This window comes from Streptomyces sp. NPDC021080, assembly GCF_044333225.1.
Taxonomy (GTDB): domain Bacteria; phylum Actinomycetota; class Actinomycetes; order Streptomycetales; family Streptomycetaceae; genus Streptomyces.
Genome location: NZ_JBIRQM010000008.1, coordinates 414,540 through 429,208, shown reverse-complemented (window position 1 = coordinate 429,208; position 14,669 = coordinate 414,540). Strand labels below are relative to the sequence as shown.

At 69.8% G+C, this 14,669-nt stretch carries 15 protein-coding genes and 1 pseudogene; 5 read left to right on the top strand and 11 right to left on the bottom strand.

All coding sequences use genetic code 11. The features are described from left to right. Positions 1 to 411: 411 nt before the first annotated feature. Positions 412 to 756, top strand: a complete 345-nt coding sequence (locus ACH4S8_RS22425; RefSeq protein ID WP_398396620.1) for a hypothetical protein — start codon at positions 412 to 414, stop codon at positions 754 to 756. A 280-nt stretch (positions 757 to 1,036) separates the two neighbouring features. On the opposite strand, the gene ACH4S8_RS22420 is transcribed toward ACH4S8_RS22425, so the two are convergent. The 3 genes from ACH4S8_RS22420 to ACH4S8_RS22410 form a co-directional block, all read right to left on the bottom strand. Beyond that, positions 1,037 to 1,324: a hypothetical protein gene (locus ACH4S8_RS22420; RefSeq protein WP_398396619.1), complete on the bottom strand. Its 288-nt coding sequence runs from the start codon at positions 1,322 to 1,324 to the stop codon at positions 1,037 to 1,039. Between the two features lie 218 nt (positions 1,325 to 1,542). Next, positions 1,543 to 1,824, bottom strand: a complete 282-nt coding sequence (locus tag ACH4S8_RS22415) for a hypothetical protein (RefSeq protein WP_398396618.1) — start codon at positions 1,822 to 1,824, stop codon at positions 1,543 to 1,545. A gap of 194 nt (positions 1,825 to 2,018) precedes the next feature. Further along, positions 2,019 to 2,498, bottom strand: coding sequence for a hypothetical protein (locus ACH4S8_RS22410; RefSeq protein ID WP_398396617.1), 480 nt, complete (start codon positions 2,496 to 2,498; stop codon positions 2,019 to 2,021). 458 nt (positions 2,499 to 2,956) lie between these two features. Between ACH4S8_RS22410 and ACH4S8_RS22405 the strand changes: the two genes are divergently transcribed. The 3 genes and pseudogenes from ACH4S8_RS22405 (at position 2,957) to ACH4S8_RS22395 (ending at position 5,667) form a co-directional block, all read left to right on the top strand. Further along, complete coding sequence (locus tag ACH4S8_RS22405) at positions 2,957 to 3,532, top strand: hypothetical protein (protein ID WP_398396615.1); 576 nt, start codon at positions 2,957 to 2,959, stop codon at positions 3,530 to 3,532. Between the two features lie 82 nt (positions 3,533 to 3,614). Beyond that, positions 3,615 to 3,899 carry a hypothetical protein gene (locus ACH4S8_RS22400; protein ID WP_398396613.1) on the top strand — a complete coding sequence of 95 codons (285 nt, stop codon included), beginning with the start codon at positions 3,615 to 3,617 and terminating at the stop codon, positions 3,897 to 3,899. A gap of 363 nt (positions 3,900 to 4,262) precedes the next feature. Continuing rightward, a pseudogene (locus ACH4S8_RS22395) lies at positions 4,263 to 5,667 on the top strand (condensation domain-containing protein). A 122-nt stretch (positions 5,668 to 5,789) separates the two neighbouring features. On the opposite strand, the gene ACH4S8_RS22390 reads toward ACH4S8_RS22395, so the two are convergent. The 6 genes from ACH4S8_RS22390 to ACH4S8_RS22365 form a co-directional block, all read right to left on the bottom strand. Continuing rightward, entirely contained in the window at positions 5,790 to 6,950 is a 1,161-nt protein-coding gene (locus ACH4S8_RS22390; RefSeq protein ID WP_398396611.1) for a serine hydrolase domain-containing protein, read from the bottom strand. Positions 6,951 to 7,025: 75 nt separating this feature from the next. Then, positions 7,026 to 7,472 carry an organic hydroperoxide resistance protein gene (locus ACH4S8_RS22385; protein WP_398396609.1) on the bottom strand — a complete coding sequence of 149 codons (447 nt, stop codon included), beginning with the start codon at positions 7,470 to 7,472 and terminating at the stop codon, positions 7,026 to 7,028. A 119-nt stretch (positions 7,473 to 7,591) separates the two neighbouring features. Continuing rightward, positions 7,592 to 8,065 (bottom strand): MarR family winged helix-turn-helix transcriptional regulator, encoded by a 474-nt coding sequence (locus ACH4S8_RS22380; protein ID WP_398396607.1) that lies wholly within the window; start codon positions 8,063 to 8,065, stop codon positions 7,592 to 7,594. Next, positions 8,062 to 8,892, bottom strand: coding sequence for an energy-coupling factor ABC transporter ATP-binding protein (locus ACH4S8_RS22375; protein ID WP_398396605.1), 831 nt, complete (start codon positions 8,890 to 8,892; stop codon positions 8,062 to 8,064). Before ACH4S8_RS22375 ends, ACH4S8_RS22380 begins: the two co-directional genes overlap by 4 nt. Positions 8,893 to 8,930: 38 nt before the next feature. Continuing rightward, entirely contained in the window at positions 8,931 to 9,692 is a 762-nt protein-coding gene (cbiQ, locus tag ACH4S8_RS22370) for a cobalt ECF transporter T component CbiQ (RefSeq protein WP_398396603.1), read from the bottom strand. A 1-nt stretch (position 9,693) separates the two neighbouring features. Further along, on the bottom strand, positions 9,694 to 10,743 hold the full coding sequence (locus ACH4S8_RS22365; protein ID WP_398396601.1) for an energy-coupling factor ABC transporter permease: 1,050 nt from the start codon (positions 10,741 to 10,743) through the stop codon (positions 9,694 to 9,696). A gap of 333 nt (positions 10,744 to 11,076) precedes the next feature. On the opposite strand from ACH4S8_RS22365, the gene ACH4S8_RS22360 reads away from it, so the two are divergent. Continuing rightward, positions 11,077 to 11,433, top strand: a complete 357-nt coding sequence (locus tag ACH4S8_RS22360) for an SsgA family sporulation/cell division regulator (protein WP_398396599.1) — start codon at positions 11,077 to 11,079, stop codon at positions 11,431 to 11,433. Positions 11,434 to 11,513: 80 nt separating this feature from the next. On the opposite strand, the gene ACH4S8_RS22355 is transcribed toward ACH4S8_RS22360, so the two are convergent. Together ACH4S8_RS22355 and ACH4S8_RS22350 are read right to left on the bottom strand one after the other, a co-directional pair. After that, entirely contained in the window at positions 11,514 to 13,730 is a 2,217-nt protein-coding gene (locus ACH4S8_RS22355) for an MMPL family transporter (RefSeq protein ID WP_398396597.1), read from the bottom strand. Between the two features lie 178 nt (positions 13,731 to 13,908). Beyond that, complete coding sequence (locus tag ACH4S8_RS22350) at positions 13,909 to 14,499, bottom strand: TetR/AcrR family transcriptional regulator (protein ID WP_339129871.1); 591 nt, start codon at positions 14,497 to 14,499, stop codon at positions 13,909 to 13,911. Positions 14,500 to 14,669: the final 170 nt, after the last annotated feature.

Here is a 14,669-nt window from a genome sequence, read left to right as displayed (position 1 = left end):
CAGGACCAGGCACAGGCTCAGCCGCAGGAGCAGGCTCAGCCCCAGACGCAGGACCAGCCCCAGGTACAGGCTCAGCCGCAAGAGCAGGGCCAGCCGCAGACGCAGGACCAGCCGCAAGAGCAGGGTCAGCCGCAGGAGCAGGCTCAGCCGCAGACGCAGGACCAGGGTGACAACGACTAAGAGCCAGAGCTCCGGGTCAAGGCCCGCCGCGGCCTCACTCGGCGTCGGGGATACGGACCGAGCGGTGCGCTGAGTGACATCCCGTGGTGCATGTAGCCCGGACGCCGAATTCGCGTCCGGGCTGCAACCATCCTGCCGGCGGAAAAACATTTAATTGCTCGAATTTCTCGGCGCGGGCAATGTCGGCCAATAAAAGACTGTCCGATTCTTCACCACAAAGGAATACAACACATGCTCTTTTCGCAGAAGACTGCGGCCGTCGCAGCATTCGCCGGAAGCCTCGCCGCCATCTGTCTCGGCGCCACACATGCACTCGCCGAGGGAAATCTGGGCGCCTGCCCCACCGCCGCGCAAAAAGACGTCGTGTGCGTTCAGAAAAATGAGACGTACACCGACAAGGACGGCACGCACGTCATCAAGCAGGACCAGCAGTGCTCGTCGACGGACCGGCCGAACGTGCTCACGCAGCAGGACCAACTCGCGGGGAACGAAGCCGCCAAAGTGGGGCCGGTCGTGGAGTGCTCCAACACGGCCAAGCTGCCCGATGGGTTCAAGAAGCCGCACATCGGCGTCTGAGCGCCCACAAAAATGCTGGTCCGGGGAAGGGTTCCCGGACCAGCATTTCGTTTTCCAAGAGGCAGGTCTCCTGGCGGCGCGATGCCGTCACCGCCGGCCGGGCCCCGGAGGCGCTCCGGCGGCTGCACGGGCAGGCCGGTGGCACATCGGCGATCGCATCCCTCGGGACGCCGTGGCGCAACAGCCGCACGGCTACGGCCTTCGCGTTGATCCCGTGCTTCCGTGACGGAGCACAGGATCAGGCGAAGGCCGTAGCCGTGTTCGGAACTTCTGCGAGCTCTTATCGGCCGAACGCGCTGTTGCTGCAGCCCATGCTCGAGCCCAGCGACGTCTTCTGGGCCCCCGGGCTGCCCTCGCCGCCCAGCAGGTTGCCGCCCAGCCCGTTGCCGATGCCGACCTGACCGAGGACATCGAGGTTCAGGTCGTGCGACTGACAGGCGCTGTGCTGCGAGACGCTGAAGTTGTCGCCCCCGCCCCAGCCCTGATCCGCGTGGGCGACGCTGGCGCCCAGAAGTCCGACGTTTCCGAGGACGGCCATCAGGACAGCGGCCGTACGGAGCTTGCGCATGCCATCTCCAGAGGAAGTGAGGTGAATGCGATCCGCGAGAGATCGCCTCTATGTGACGCGAAGGGTTCAACGACGCCAGAACGGAGTGTCCGGAAGGGTCCAGCGCTGCGCTGTGCCGCCTCGGAAGTGGTCCGGCGCACGTGAACGGTCCCGGCACTTTGCCTGAGGCCCAGTGCCGGGACCGTTCATGGTCGGGCGTGTTTACACCTGAGGGGACTTCAGAAGGCGCTGTTGTTACAGCCCATGGTGGAGCCGAGGGAGGTGGACTGGGCGCCAGGGTTGCCTTCGCCGTTGAGGGCGTTGCCCAGCAGGCCGTTCAGCACGCCGACCTGGCCGAGGACGTCGAGGTTCAGGTCGTGCGACTTGCAGTTGGAGCTCTGCGAGATGCTGAACTGGTCGCCGCCGCCCTCGCCGTGGCCACCGGCGTAGGCCGTACCGCCAACGAGCCCGATGCTGCCGATGGCAGCGACCAGGACCGCAACGTTGCGAAGCTTGCGCATTTCATCTCCGTGGGGTGAGTTTTTGCGATCTGTGGGTAGATCGCGGCTACAGGAAGAACAATAGCGACAAATGCCTTGAAAAGGACAACAACACGCTGGCTTCATGTCGCCGAGGAAGTGCCGAAAGGCATATCGCGGGGCGAGCCGATTCCGGTCCGTCCGCCGCCCGTGCCCGGCATCGACGTGATTGTCCGTCAGTGTTGCTGCGCGTTGGCGAAAGAATTCGTCTGGCTGTTGGCCTGGGTGCACTCGACGCCCCGGGTCTGGGCCGCGGCGAGCAGGGCGACCGGGACGTTCGCATCGAGCAGGGTCTGCGGGCTGCACTCCTGGTACGGACGGAACAGGTTGGCCTGTCCCGCCGAAAGGCCCTGCTGCCTCTGCGGCGCCTCAGGCGAGAGCCGCGGGCTGACCTGCGGATTCAGCTGCGGGCTGACCTGCGGGGAGACCTGAGCGCCACGCGCCGGTGCCAGCTGCTGCGGAGCCGGCGAGCCATAGGTCTGCGTGGTCGCCCGAGCGGAGGACGCCGAGGCCGCCTGGGCGTCGGGCTGCGAAACCGGGTGCGGTGCAACGCCGTTGGGGGCGGACGGGGTGACGGCGAAGCTTGCGCCGGCACCGACACCGGACAGGCCGCCGGCTGTTGCGGCGACGAGCGCGATCTTGTGAAGCATACGCATGAGGTTCCTCGGCTCTTCGATTGACCTGTGCACGGAAGCTGATGTGCCGATGGGGCAGCGCAGTCTTCGCTGTCCTTGCTGCTCCATTCGAGCGCGATGGGTCATCCCTATCGCCCCGTGGGGAACGAAAAGAGCACGGCCTCGAAACGGGTGCGGGGGTGTGGTCACCCGTTTGATGCGGCGTGCGAGCCGTGACGCCCGGGTCGGTGGACGGCAAACGGGTGACGGCCCGTCGGGTGCCGTGACCACGGCGCCGAAACCTCGTTCCCCGGAGGGTGGGGGCAGCGGCCGCAGACCGATGACAGGTAGAGGATCCGCTGCCAGCTCCGATACGAAGTCCGCGTGCTCCTCGAGACAACCGTAGCCTCCGGCACGATGCGAGTGACGCACCAACCGCACGCGTGACCGCGTTGAAAGCAATGGACTCACATCTCAGGCAACGAAGGGCCGAGGGTTTCATGCGGAAGCTTCACAAGGCCGCGCTCGTCGTCGCGGCGGCCAGCGGTTTGGCCGGCATCGGCGCCAGCGGCAGCTATGCCAACTCACCGGAGGGGCGCCCCAGTACCACCCCGGCATCGGTTCCGGATCAGTCGACCGCTCCGGCCGCGGCTCCCCGATCGGCCCCACAGGCCGCTCCGTCAGGGCCACAGCAGACCGGATACGCCTCGGCCTCGGCCTCGTCACAGGGAACGGCCCAAGCCTCCAGCTCGTCGAACCAACAACAGTCCGCACCCGCGCAGTTCGCGCAGGCCGCACCCGCACAGCCGGCGCAGGCCGCCCCGACACAGGTCGTGCCGCAGGTCATGCCGCAGGTGATGCCACAGGTGGCCCCACAGGTAGCGGTGCCCCAGGTACTCGACTCACAGCCCCCGACGGTTGTCGCCCCCCAGGTGAACCCGCAGCTCAACCCTCAGGTGAACCCGCTCGTCAACCCGACGGTCACGCCCGCGAGCGCACCGGAACTGGCTCCGGTCGCCCTCGGGCAGATCGCGGCTCCTCCCGTCGGACAACTGGGACTTCCCCAACTCGGCTGACGGTCCGCCCCTGAACATCCGCAGTCCCGACTCGACCTGACTCGACAGGTCGGATCCCCGTGCTTCCTCCAAGGAGCTTCACATGCGCAAGTTGCACAAGGTCATTCTTCTGAGCGCCCTCATCGGCAGTGTCGGCTCCTTGGGTGCCAACACCGCTTTCGCGTACGGCGACCGGGGCCACGACAGCGACAGCATCGACATCACCCAGGGCGTCGAGTGCCGCTCGCACGACATGAACATCGAGGTGCTCGGCAACGTCGGCGCCCTCACCGGCGTCGCCGGCAACCTGCTGAACGGGGAAGGGGCCGCGGGCGCGCAGAAGAGCCACCTCGGTTCCGACATGGGCTGCAACAGCCGGGCGCTCTGACCGACCTCCCACTCGCGCCCTCCGTCCCGGCGACGCAGGGCCACTGCTCCTACGTGTGGCGCAAGGTCTTCCACCTGCTGCCTGCACAGCCGGTACCACCTCTGCATCGGGTCGAACGGAGGCGGCGTGGACGCATCAAGCGTTCGCGCCGCCTCCGTTCTCCTTGGGCCCACCGCCGGCCGTGTCCCGAAGCCCGCCGGTCCGCCCGGGCTCGACGGCGAGCCGTGAACGCGGGGCGACGGACGGGGCGCTTCACCGTTCGACGTGCCACACCTTCTGCTGACGTGCAGGCGAAACGGCAGACGGCGCCCGTACACGACTCCATGTTGATCAAGCCTGTGTTTTCGACAAGGAGACGCCACCGTGCGAATTTCTGATATTCAGCGCTGCGAGGTCCGGCCTGGACGGCTTGTGGAGTGGGGGTTCAGCCCTGCGACCGTCACGGCCGCGACGGTGCTGCCGACGGACCCGCGGCCGCCGGCGTACATCCAGGAGTCACACATCAGAACGGCGCGGTCGGTGCGCGAGGGCGGCCTGTTCGTGCCGACCTGGCTCGGTACGGCGTTCGACCTGCCCGGCCAAGTCGACCTCGACGTGCTGGAACGGGCCCTGCGCGACTGGACACTGCGCCACGAGACGCTGCGCAGCGGGTTCAGATGGGCGGGCGACGAGATGCACCGGTTCACTCTCGACCCGGACGATGTCACGCTCCACCGCGAAGTGGTGGGCGACTTCACCGATGCGAACCTGCTGACCGAGCATCTGCAGGACCGTTTCGACAAGGCGGCGGACGCCCTCGGCTGGCCCAACCTCATCTACGCGGCGGTCGTCCACGAGGACTCCACCAGCGTGTATCTGGCATTCGACCACACCAACGTCGACGCCTACTCGCTGCAGCGCATCCCGCACGAGGTCCAGGAGCTGTACACGGCGCATGCCGCGGGGCAGCCCCTCACCGCCGCACCGGTCGCGAGCTATGTGGACTTCTGCGAGCAGGAGCGGGTGAACGCGAACACCATCGACGACACACACGCGATCGTCACGCGCTGGCGGGAGTTCATCGGCCGGTGCGACGGAAGGCTTCCGGAGTTCGCCGTCGATCTGGGCCTGCGGCCCGGCGACGCCCTGCCCGTCCAGAAGCTCTTGCGCGAGCCGCTCGTCGACGCGGACGCGGCCGCGGCGTTCGAGACTTACTGCCGGCCCTACGGCGGCAGCCTGGTGGGCGTCCTGGCCGCGACCAGCCTGATCGTCCACGAACTCGGTGGGCAACCGGTCCACCGCACGGTCGTGCCGTTCCACACCCGGCTGAAGTCCGTGTGGTCGGACTCCGTGGGCTGGTACGTCGGCGGCGCGCCGATCGAAGTACCCGCGGCACGGGACTTCGACGCCGCGCTCGCCTCGGTCCGGGCCCAGCTGCAGGCCAATCGGTCGTTGGCGCGCATTCCTCTGGCCCGGGTACTACGCCTCCTGGGCGAGGACTTCCGCCCCACATCACCCGACCTGTACTCGATCGTCTCGTACGTGGACGCCCGCCTCATTCCTGGTTCGGCCTGCTGGAGCGAACAAAAAAGCGTACGGGCTGCTCCGTGTGTCGTACGGCGATCAGGTGTGCGCCTGGGTCAACCGGCTGCACGAGGGACTGTGGATCGCATGCCGCTACCCGGACACGGACATCGCCTCCAAGAACGTGCACCTGTACATCGAGAAGCTTCGCGAGCTGATCGCCTCGGTCTGTCCTGCGACCTTTTCGACCGTCGCAGGGCGGTGATGCGCATCGCCGGCCGCGACGACGTCGGCATCGACGGCGGCATCGACGGCGGCATCGACGGCGATCACCCGTCGTGTCCGGCCGGACGTGGTCGGGCGGGCGGACGTGGTCGGGCTGTGCGGTTACGCGGTGACGGCCGTCCGGACCGCCCGGACCAGCGCCTGTGCCCGTGCGTCCGCCGTCACGCTCGTGCGGAAGCCGTTGGTGACGTAGCCGAAGGCGATGCCCGACTCGGGGTCGGCGAAGCCGAGGGCGCCGCCGCGGCCGGGGTGGCCGAAGGAGCCCGGGGAGAGCAGCGGCGACGCTCCGCCGTGGAGCATGTAGCCGAGGCCGAACCGGGTGTTGACGACCAGGACCCGGTCGGGGCCGGCGGACTGTTCCGTCCGCGCGGCCGACAGCGTCTGCGGGGTGAACAGCCGGACGCCGTCCACCTCTCCGATCAGCGCGGCGTAGAAGCGGGCGAGGCCGTCGGCGGTGGCGATGCCGTTCGAGGCGGGCAGGACGGCGGCGCGGTAGGCGGGGTCGTTCTCGTCGGGCATCGGGGTGATCGCGGCGAAGGCGCGCCGGGTGAGGCTGTCCGGGTCGGCGTACGCCTCGGAGACCGCCCGCTTGGGGCGCGTCCTGAGACCGCCCGGCGTGGACGGTGCCTCGGTCTGCGCGACCCGGCCCACCCGGCCGGCCTCCGCCTCCGGCAGCCCGACCCACAGGTCGAGGTCCAGCGGCCGGGCCAGCTCCTCCGCGATCCACCGGCCGATCGTGCGCCCGGTGACCCGCCGGACCAGCTCGCCGGTCAGCCAGCTGTACGTCTGCGCGTGGTACCCGTGTTCGGTGCCGGGCTCCCACGCGGGCGTCTGGGCGGCCACCGCGGCGGCCGCGCGATCGGGGTCGGCGGCCTCGGCGGGGGTGAGCGGCCGGTCGAGGACGGGGACCCCGGCCCGGTGCGCGAGCAGATGCCGTACGCGCGTGTGCTCCTTGCCGTGGGCCTTGTACTCGGGCCAGTAGGTGCCGACCGGCGCGTCCAGGTCGAGCTGTCCCCGCTGGGCGAGCAGCAGGAGTACGGCGGCGGCGACGCCCTTCGTCGCGGAGCGCACGATCTGCGCGGTGCCGCGCTGCCAGGGCTCGGTACCGTCGACGTCACGGGTGCCGCCCCACAGGTCGACGACCTTGTGCCCGTCGCGGTACACGGTGACGGCGGCGCCCCGGTCCCCGAGCGTCGCGAAGTTGGCCGCGAACGCCTCCCGGACCGGTTCGAAGCCCTCCGCCACTGTGCCGTTCACGTCCACGCCCGCGCTCCCTGTCGCCCCATCACTGCCGAACTGTCGGCAGTGAGTGGAACACGCGTCCGCGGCCTTCGATTCCTAGCCCAGCAGGATCGTGACCTCGATGTTGCCGCGGGTGGCGTTCGAGTACGGGCAGACCTCGTGCGCCGCGTCCACGAGCCCTGCCGCCACGTCCGCGTCGAGGACGGGGAGCGAGACGCTCAGGGCGACCGCCAGTCCGTAGCCGTGCTGCTTGTTGGGGCCGATCCCGACCTTGGCCGCGACCGTGGAGCCGGAGAGGTCGAGGCCGGCGCGGCGGCCGACCAGCACCAGCGCGTTGTGGAAGCAGGCGCTGAATCCGGCCGCGAACAGTTGCTCCGGGTTCGTGCCGTTGCCGTCCCCGCCCAGCGCCGGCGGCATCGCGACCTTCAGTTCGAGCTGCCCGTCCTGGCTGGTCACGAAGCCGTTGCGGCCGCCGTGCGCGGTCGCCTCGGCGACGTACATGATCTTCGTCGGACGGGTGTCGACTGCGGTGCCGTCGATCACGGCAGTACCTCCCCCAAAGTGGGCAACAGGAGCTCACACAAGCGCATCGCGCACAAATGCATCGTGCACAAGGTACCGGCCGGTATGGGACCCGGAAAGCCTCGGGTGGCAATGAACTGTCAGCGCCCGCGCGCCGCCGCTCCCTGCGCGCGTTCCGCCAGCCGCCACAGCTCCTCGCGCAGGCGCGTGACGTCGGACTCGCTCAGACCGGTCGCCGTCAGCAGCGCCTGCGGGACGTCCTCCGCACGCTCCCTGAGCAGTTCGCCGCGCCCGGTGAGAGCGACGTGCACCGAGCGTTCGTCGTGCGCCGAGCGCTCACGGCGCACGAGCCCCGCCGACTCCAGTCGCTTGAGCAGCGGCGACATCGTGCCGTAGTCGAGGTGCAGGGCGGCGCCCAGCTCCTTGACCGTGGTCTCGCCGCGCTCCCACAGGACCAGCAGGACGAGGTACTGCGGGTAGGTGAGGCCGAGTTCCTCCAGCAGCGGGCGGTACGCGGCGGTCACGGCCCGCTGGGCGGCGTACAGCGCGAAGCACAGCTGGTCGTCGAGCAGCAGCGACCCGGCCGGCGGCGCGACGTCCTCTTGTTTCGTCACGCCCCCATTGTCACGGAGCGCGGGTCGAACCCGAAGGGCAGCTCCAGCCGATGGGTGCGCATGAGCGCGTCGTCCGAGAGGAGACCGCCGGTCCCGCCGTCGGCGACGATCACGCCGTCGCTGAGCACGAGGGACCGGGGGCACAGTTCGAGGGCGTACGGCAGGTCGTGGGTGACCATCAGGACCGTGACGTCCAACGAGCGCAGGATGTCGGCGAGTTCACGCCGGGAGGCGGGGTCGAGATTGGAGGAGGGCTCGTCGAGTACGAGGATCTCCGGCTCCATCGCCAGCACCGTCGCGACGGCGACCCGGCGCCGCTGCCCGAAGGACAGGTGGTGCGGCGGACGGTCGGCGAAGGCCTCCATGCCGACGCGCTCCAGAGCGGTGCGGACCCGCGCCTCCAGCTCGGCGCCCTTCATGCCCGCGGCGGCCGGCCCGAAGGCCACGTCCTCGCGCACGGTCGGCATGAACAGCTGGTCGTCCGGGTCCTGGAAGACGATGCCGACCCTGCGCCGGATCTCCGCCATGTGCCGCTTGCCGACCGGGAGTCCGGCGACCGTCACCGTTCCGGCACCGCCGGTCAGGATGCCGTTGAGGTGCAGGACGAGGGTGGTCTTGCCGGCGCCGTTCGGGCCGAGCAGGGCGACGCGCTCGCCGCGCCCGATCCGGAAGTCCACGCCGAACAGGGCCTGATGCCCGTCCGGGTAGGCGAACGCGAGCCCGGAGACCTCCAGCGAGGCCGGTACGGCGTCCGTCCCCGCGCCCGCCCCCGCGGCCGTGGCGGGGATCGCCCCGGCAGCCGCCTCCACGGCCTTGTCCGTCCGCATCTCCCCGGTCCTCTCCTTCGGTGTCCTCGCGGAAATCGTCACAGCGTCCATCCCAACAGGCATACGGCAAGGGCGGCGAGGGGAAGGGCGAGGGCGTACGACCACTGCGCCCGGGACGCGGTCACCTCGTCGATGACGGGCATGGAACCGGCGTACCCCCGGCTCACCATGGCCAGGTGCACGCGTTCCCCGCGTTCGTAGGAGCGGATGAACAGCGCGCCCGCCGACTTCGCGAGCACCCCCCAGTGCCGTACTCCGCTCGCCTCGAAGCCGCGTGACTCGCGTGCGATCCGCATGCGCCGCATCTCGTCGGTGATGACGTCGCCGTAGCGGATCATGAAGGAGGCGATCTGCACGAGGAGCGGCGGGAGCTTCAGCCGCTGCAGGCCGAGGAGCAGTTCACGCAGTCCGGTCGTGGAGGCCAGCAGGACGGAGGCGGCGACGCCGAGGGTGCCCTTGGCGAGGACGTTCCAGGCGCCCCACAGGCCGTCGACGCTCAGGGACAGGCCCAGGACGTCCACCCGTTCGCCCTCCGCCACGAACGGCATCAGCACCGCGAACGCGACGAACGGGATCTCGATCAGGAGCCGCCGCAGCAGGACGCCCGCCGGCACGCGGGCCCGGTGGGCGACGATCGCGAGCAGCACGGCGTACAGCGCGAACGCCCACATCGCCTCGCGCGGGGTGGAGACGACCACGACCACGAAGGCGAGGGCCGCGGCGAGTTTGGTGTGCGGCGGCAGGGCGTGTACGGGCGAGTCCGCGTGCCGGTAGAGCCTGTGCGCGTGGCCGGCCCCCACGTCAGACGCCGTCCGGCACGGAGGCGGGCGAGGTGTCGGCCGTACGCCGTCTGCGGACCGCCCAGAAGACGCCGCTGCCCGCGGCGACCGTGGCGCCCACGCCGATGACCCCGGCGAGACCGCCGGAGAGGCGGGCGTCGGAGACGTCCTTGACTCCGTATCCGGCGAGCGGCGAGTCCTCGGAGGCGTGTGCCTTCGTCCTGGTGTCGATGCCCTTGTCCTTGGCGACCTTCTCCAGGCCGTCGGGGCTCGCGGAGGCGTAGAAGCTGACGAACCCGGCGAGGACGAGGGAGGTGACCAGGCCGGTGATCCACACCTTGCGGTGCGAGGAGCGGGCCGGGGCGGGGGCGCCGGCCGCGGGGGCGTCGACGAGCTCCCCGTTCACCCGCAGCTTGAGCCGCTGCTCGAGGCCGCGGGCGCCGTGGACGAGATCGGGCCGTACGGCGATGACGGCGCCGACGGTGAGCGCGGTGATCACGGCCTCGCCGATGCCGATGAGGACGTGGACGCCGACCATGGCCGTGGCGACCTTGGACAGCGCGACGTCGGTGGTGCCGCCGACCGCGTAGACGAGGGTGAAGACGACGGCGGCGGCGGGGACGGAGAGCAGGGCCGCGACGAAGGACGCGACGGTGACCGAGCGCCGCTTGCGGGGCAGCACCTTCACCAGGACGCGGAAGACGGCGTACGCGACGACCGTGGTGGTGATCGCCATGTCGGTGACGTTCACGCCGAGCGCGGTGAGACCACCGTCCGCGAAGAGGATGCCCTGCATGAGCAGGACGACGGAGACGCACAGGACGCCGGTGAAGGGGCCGACGAGGATCGCGGCGAGGGCGCCGCCGAGCAGATGTCCGCTGGTCCCGGCGGCGACCGGGAAGTTCAGCATCTGCACGGCGAAGATGAAGGCGGCGACCAGGCCGGCGAGGGGCGCGGTCCGCTCGTCGAGTTCGCGGCGGGCACCCCGCAGGCTCAGGGCGACGGCGCCGGCGGCGACGACGCCTGCGGCCGCGGAGACCGGGGCATTGATGAATCCGTCAGGAACGTGCACCGTCCGATGATAGTGCCTTGTTGCGAATGACTTGCAAGAGCGATGGGGCGCGAACAGCGTCCGATCGGCAGGCGCACGGGAGCAGTTCGCGCGCGGCGGGAGCGCCGGGCTCCCGCCGCGGCGGACTCCAGGACCCCCGCGCACCAGGAGAGCGGAACGCCCATGGCGGACATGTGACCGTCGTCGCGCACATACACCCCGCCGCGACCGGGCACACGTTCCCCGAGGGAGGTCACGGACGGCCGGAGAGCGGTTTCCGCGAGATGTGCGACATTGGAATGGTGACGGAATTCACATCTTTCACATAGGTTACGCAGCGTAAGGAGTCGGTTCATGCACGCCGTCGAACAGTACGCCCGCGCTCATATCGTGACGGACACCGCCGACTCCCTCGACGACGAACACCGGGCCGTCCCCGTGGCCCTCCGGTACGACCCGGAGACGGACCCCCGCCAGGTGTGCGTCACACTGCCCGGTCCGCACGAGTGGACCTTCGAGCGCGAACTCCTGGAGCGGGGTCTGCGTGGCCCCGCCGACAGCGGCGAGGTCCGCATATGGCCGTGCGGCCGCGTCCAGGCCGTCCTGGAGTTCCACTCGGCGCAAGGGGTGGCGGTCGTCCAGCTCGACACGAAGGCGCTCATGCGCTTCCTCCGCCGTACGTACATGGCCGCCACGCCCGTGGCGCACTGAGGAACGGCCCGTACGTGAGAGACCTCGCCGAGGTGTCGGCGAGGTCTCTCACGTGAAGGTCCGGCCGCGGGGGCCGAGGGTCAGACGCCGACCAGCTTCCGGTCCTGGTCCCCGTCGCGCTGCTTCTCGTCGAGCGCGCGCAGGCCCTCACCCTCGACGTCGACGTTCGGCAGCGCGCGGTCCAGCCACCTCGGCAGCCACCAGGCCCGCTTGCCGAGCAGCGCGAGCACCGCCGGGACGAGTGCCATCCGTACGACGAACGCGTCGAAGAAGACGGCGATGGCGAGACCGAAGCCGATCATCTTGATCATCGACTCGCTGGAGCCGATGAACCCGGAGAACACGGCGATCATGATGACGGCGGCGGCCGTGACGACCCGTGCGCCGTGCTTGAACCCGGTCACGATCGCCTGGCCCGGCTTCTCGCCGTGGACGAAGGCCTCCCGCATACGGGTCACGAGGAACACCTCGTAGTCCATGGCCAGACCGAAGACCACGCCCACCATGAAGATCGGCATCATCGACATGATCGGGCCGGTCTCCTCGACGCCCATCAGGCCGGACAGCCAGCCCCACTGGAAGACCGCGACGACCGCGCCGAGGGCCGCCATCACGCTGAGCAGGAAGCCGAGCGCCGCCTTCAGCGGGACGAGGATCGAGCGGAACACCACGATCAGCAGCAGGAACGCGAGACCGACCACGAGCGCGAGATACGGGATCAGCGCGTCGTTGAGCTTCTGCGAGAAGTCGATGTTCATGGCCGTGGAGCCGGTGACGAGCACCGTCGCGTCCGTGTCGGCCTTGATGCCGGCGCCCGCGCCGCGGATCGTGTGGACCAGGTCCTCGGTCGTGACGGAGGACGGCTTCGAGTCCGGGATCACCGTGATCATCGCGGTGTCCCCGGCCTTGTTCGGGGCCGCCGGGCTCACGCTCACGACGCCCTTCATGTCCTTGATCTCGTCGTGGACCGTGCTGAACGCCGTCTTGGGCGCGTCGCTCGCCTTCGCGTCGACGACGACCATCAGCGGGCCGTTGAAGCCGGGCCCGAAGCCCTCGGAGAGCAGGTCGTAGGCGCGGCGCTGGGTGGTGGACACCGGCTGCGAGCCGTCGTCGGGCAGGCCGAGCTGGAGCGAGGCGGCCGGAACCGCGGCGGCACCGAGACCGACCACGCCGAGCAGCAGCACCGCCAGCGGGCGGCGGACGACGAAGCTCGCCCAGCGCGTGCCCATGTTCGGCTTGCCCTGCTTCTTCGCGGCACGGCCGCCGCCGAGCAGCTTGCTCTTCTGGCCGGCCGGCTGGACCCTGCGGCCCACGTAGCCGAGCAGCGCGGGGACCATCGTCAGGGCGATGAGGACGGCGATGGCGACCGTGCCCGCCGCGGCGACACCCATCTTCGTGAGCATCGGGATGTTGACGACCGACAGTCCGACCAGCGCGATCACGACGGTCAGACCCGCGAAGACCACGGCCGAGCCGGCCGTGCCGACGGCCCGTCCGGCCGCTTCCTCGCGTTCGCGGCCCTCGGCGAGTTCGGCCCGGTAGCGGGAGACGATGAAGAGGGCGTAGTCGATGCCGACCGCGAGGCCGATCATCATCGCGAGGGTGGAGGTGGTGGAGCCGAGGTCGAGCACGCTGGCGAGCGCGGTGATCGTCGAGACGCCGATGCCGACGCCGATCAGCGCGGTCAGCAGCGGCAGTCCGGCCGCGATCAGGGAACCGAAGGTGATGACGAGGACGACCGCGGCGATCGCGATGCCGATGACCTCGCTGGAACCGGTCTCGGGCGTCGCCTGGAGGGCGTCACCGCCCACCTCGACGGTCAGGCCCGAGTGCCGGGCGTCCGCGGCGGCCGCCTTCAGGGCGTCCTTCGAGGCGTCCTTCAGCTCCATGCCGGAGACCTCGTACCGCACCGAGGCGTAGGCGATCGTCCCGTCCTTGCTCACGGCGTGGACCTTGAACGGGTCGGTGACGGAGGTGACCTCGGAACCGGTGCCGAGCACCTTGACGGCCTTCTCGACCGCCGTCTTGTTGTCCTTGTCCGCCATCTTCTCGCCGGCGGGTGCCTTGAAGACGACCCGCGCGGTCGCTCCGTCGGCGCTCATTCCGGGGAAGCGGCTCTCCAGCAGGTCGAAGGCCTTCTGCGCCTCGGTACCGGGGATCGAGAAGGAGGACGATCCCGCGACGGGCGCGGAGGCGGCGCCGACACCGGCGAGGGTCAGGAGCGCCACCCATATCAGGGCGGCGAAGTGCCGTCGCCGGAAGGCGAGTCGGCCGAGTTTGTAGAGGAACGTGGCCACGAGGGCGTACTCCCGGTCAGGTCGTGGAAGGGCAGGGGCTGGTGTGATCACCCGAGTGGGGGCAGGGGGGATCAGCCCGACGACGTGAGCGGCGCGTCAGGTCCGACTGCGGGGATCCGCGTCGCGTCAGGTGCGACCCCGGAGATCCGCAGGGTGGAGCAGGAGAAGGGGTGGGACGTCAGGCGCCGAGAGCGGGGAGGACCACGGCGTCGACATACGAATGCAGGAAGGCCTGCGTCGGCGGGAGTTCGTCGATCATGGTGCGGGCGGCGAAGGCTCCGATGAGCATGTGCATCACGTACTCCATCGCCGGGTTGTCCGCGCGGATCTCACCTCGGTCGACACCGCGCTGGAGCACCCGGCGCAGCTCTTCCAGCTCCGGCTCGATCAGCCATTCCCTGAACGCCTTCAGCAGGTCCGGATTCCCGTGTGCCGCCATGGCCAGGCCCCGCATCAGCGCGGAGTCCTGCTCCATCTGGCAGTCGTCCTGGCGCAGGGCCAGTGCGTGGAAGTCGCCCCGCAGGCTCCCGGTGTCCATGTCGGAGAACTTCAGCGGCTTCTGGTGCCGCAGGGCTTTCACGACGAGCTCGGCCTTCCCGCCCCACTGGCGGTAGAGGGTGGCCTTGCTGGAACGGGTACGGGCCGCGACGGCGTCCATCGTGAGGGCGTCGTAGCCGACCTCCCGAAGCAGGTCGAGCACGGCCGTGTACAGCTCGGCCTCACGCTCGGGCGTGATCCGACTGCGTCGCGCCGTTGCGGCTTCAGCCATCCCACTCACCTCTCCCGCCTCGACGACACGGATTCGTATGTCCCTGAAGATACCCCTCGGCACCAACGAAACGAAACCGTTTCGTACGTGTGTTGGGTCACGCCGGACGCCCGCCGGGGCGAAGGGGGTTCGGGGCGCGTGCATCGCCGAACGCGCCCCACGCACACCCC

Excerpts from the sequence above, each read along its gene's own strand:
- ACH4S8_RS22360 (WP_398396599.1), top strand. The coding sequence starts at position 11,077 with ATGCACGCCGTCGAACAGTACGCCCGCGCTCATATCGTGACGGACACC.
- ACH4S8_RS22375 (WP_398396605.1), bottom strand. The coding sequence starts at position 8,892 with ATGCGGACGGACAAGGCCGTGGAGGCGGCTGCCGGGGCGATCCCCGCC.
- ACH4S8_RS22410 (WP_398396617.1), bottom strand. The coding sequence starts at position 2,498 with ATGCGTATGCTTCACAAGATCGCGCTCGTCGCCGCAACAGCCGGCGGC.
- ACH4S8_RS22425 (WP_398396620.1), top strand. The coding sequence starts at position 412 with ATGCTCTTTTCGCAGAAGACTGCGGCCGTCGCAGCATTCGCCGGAAGC.
- ACH4S8_RS22350 (WP_339129871.1), bottom strand. The coding sequence starts at position 14,499 with ATGGCTGAAGCCGCAACGGCGCGACGCAGTCGGATCACGCCCGAGCGT.
- ACH4S8_RS22415 (WP_398396618.1), bottom strand. The coding sequence starts at position 1,824 with ATGCGCAAGCTTCGCAACGTTGCGGTCCTGGTCGCTGCCATCGGCAGC.
- ACH4S8_RS22400 (WP_398396613.1), top strand. The coding sequence starts at position 3,615 with ATGCGCAAGTTGCACAAGGTCATTCTTCTGAGCGCCCTCATCGGCAGT.
- ACH4S8_RS22420 (WP_398396619.1), bottom strand. The coding sequence starts at position 1,324 with ATGCGCAAGCTCCGTACGGCCGCTGTCCTGATGGCCGTCCTCGGAAAC.
- ACH4S8_RS22405 (WP_398396615.1), top strand. The coding sequence starts at position 2,957 with ATGCGGAAGCTTCACAAGGCCGCGCTCGTCGTCGCGGCGGCCAGCGGT.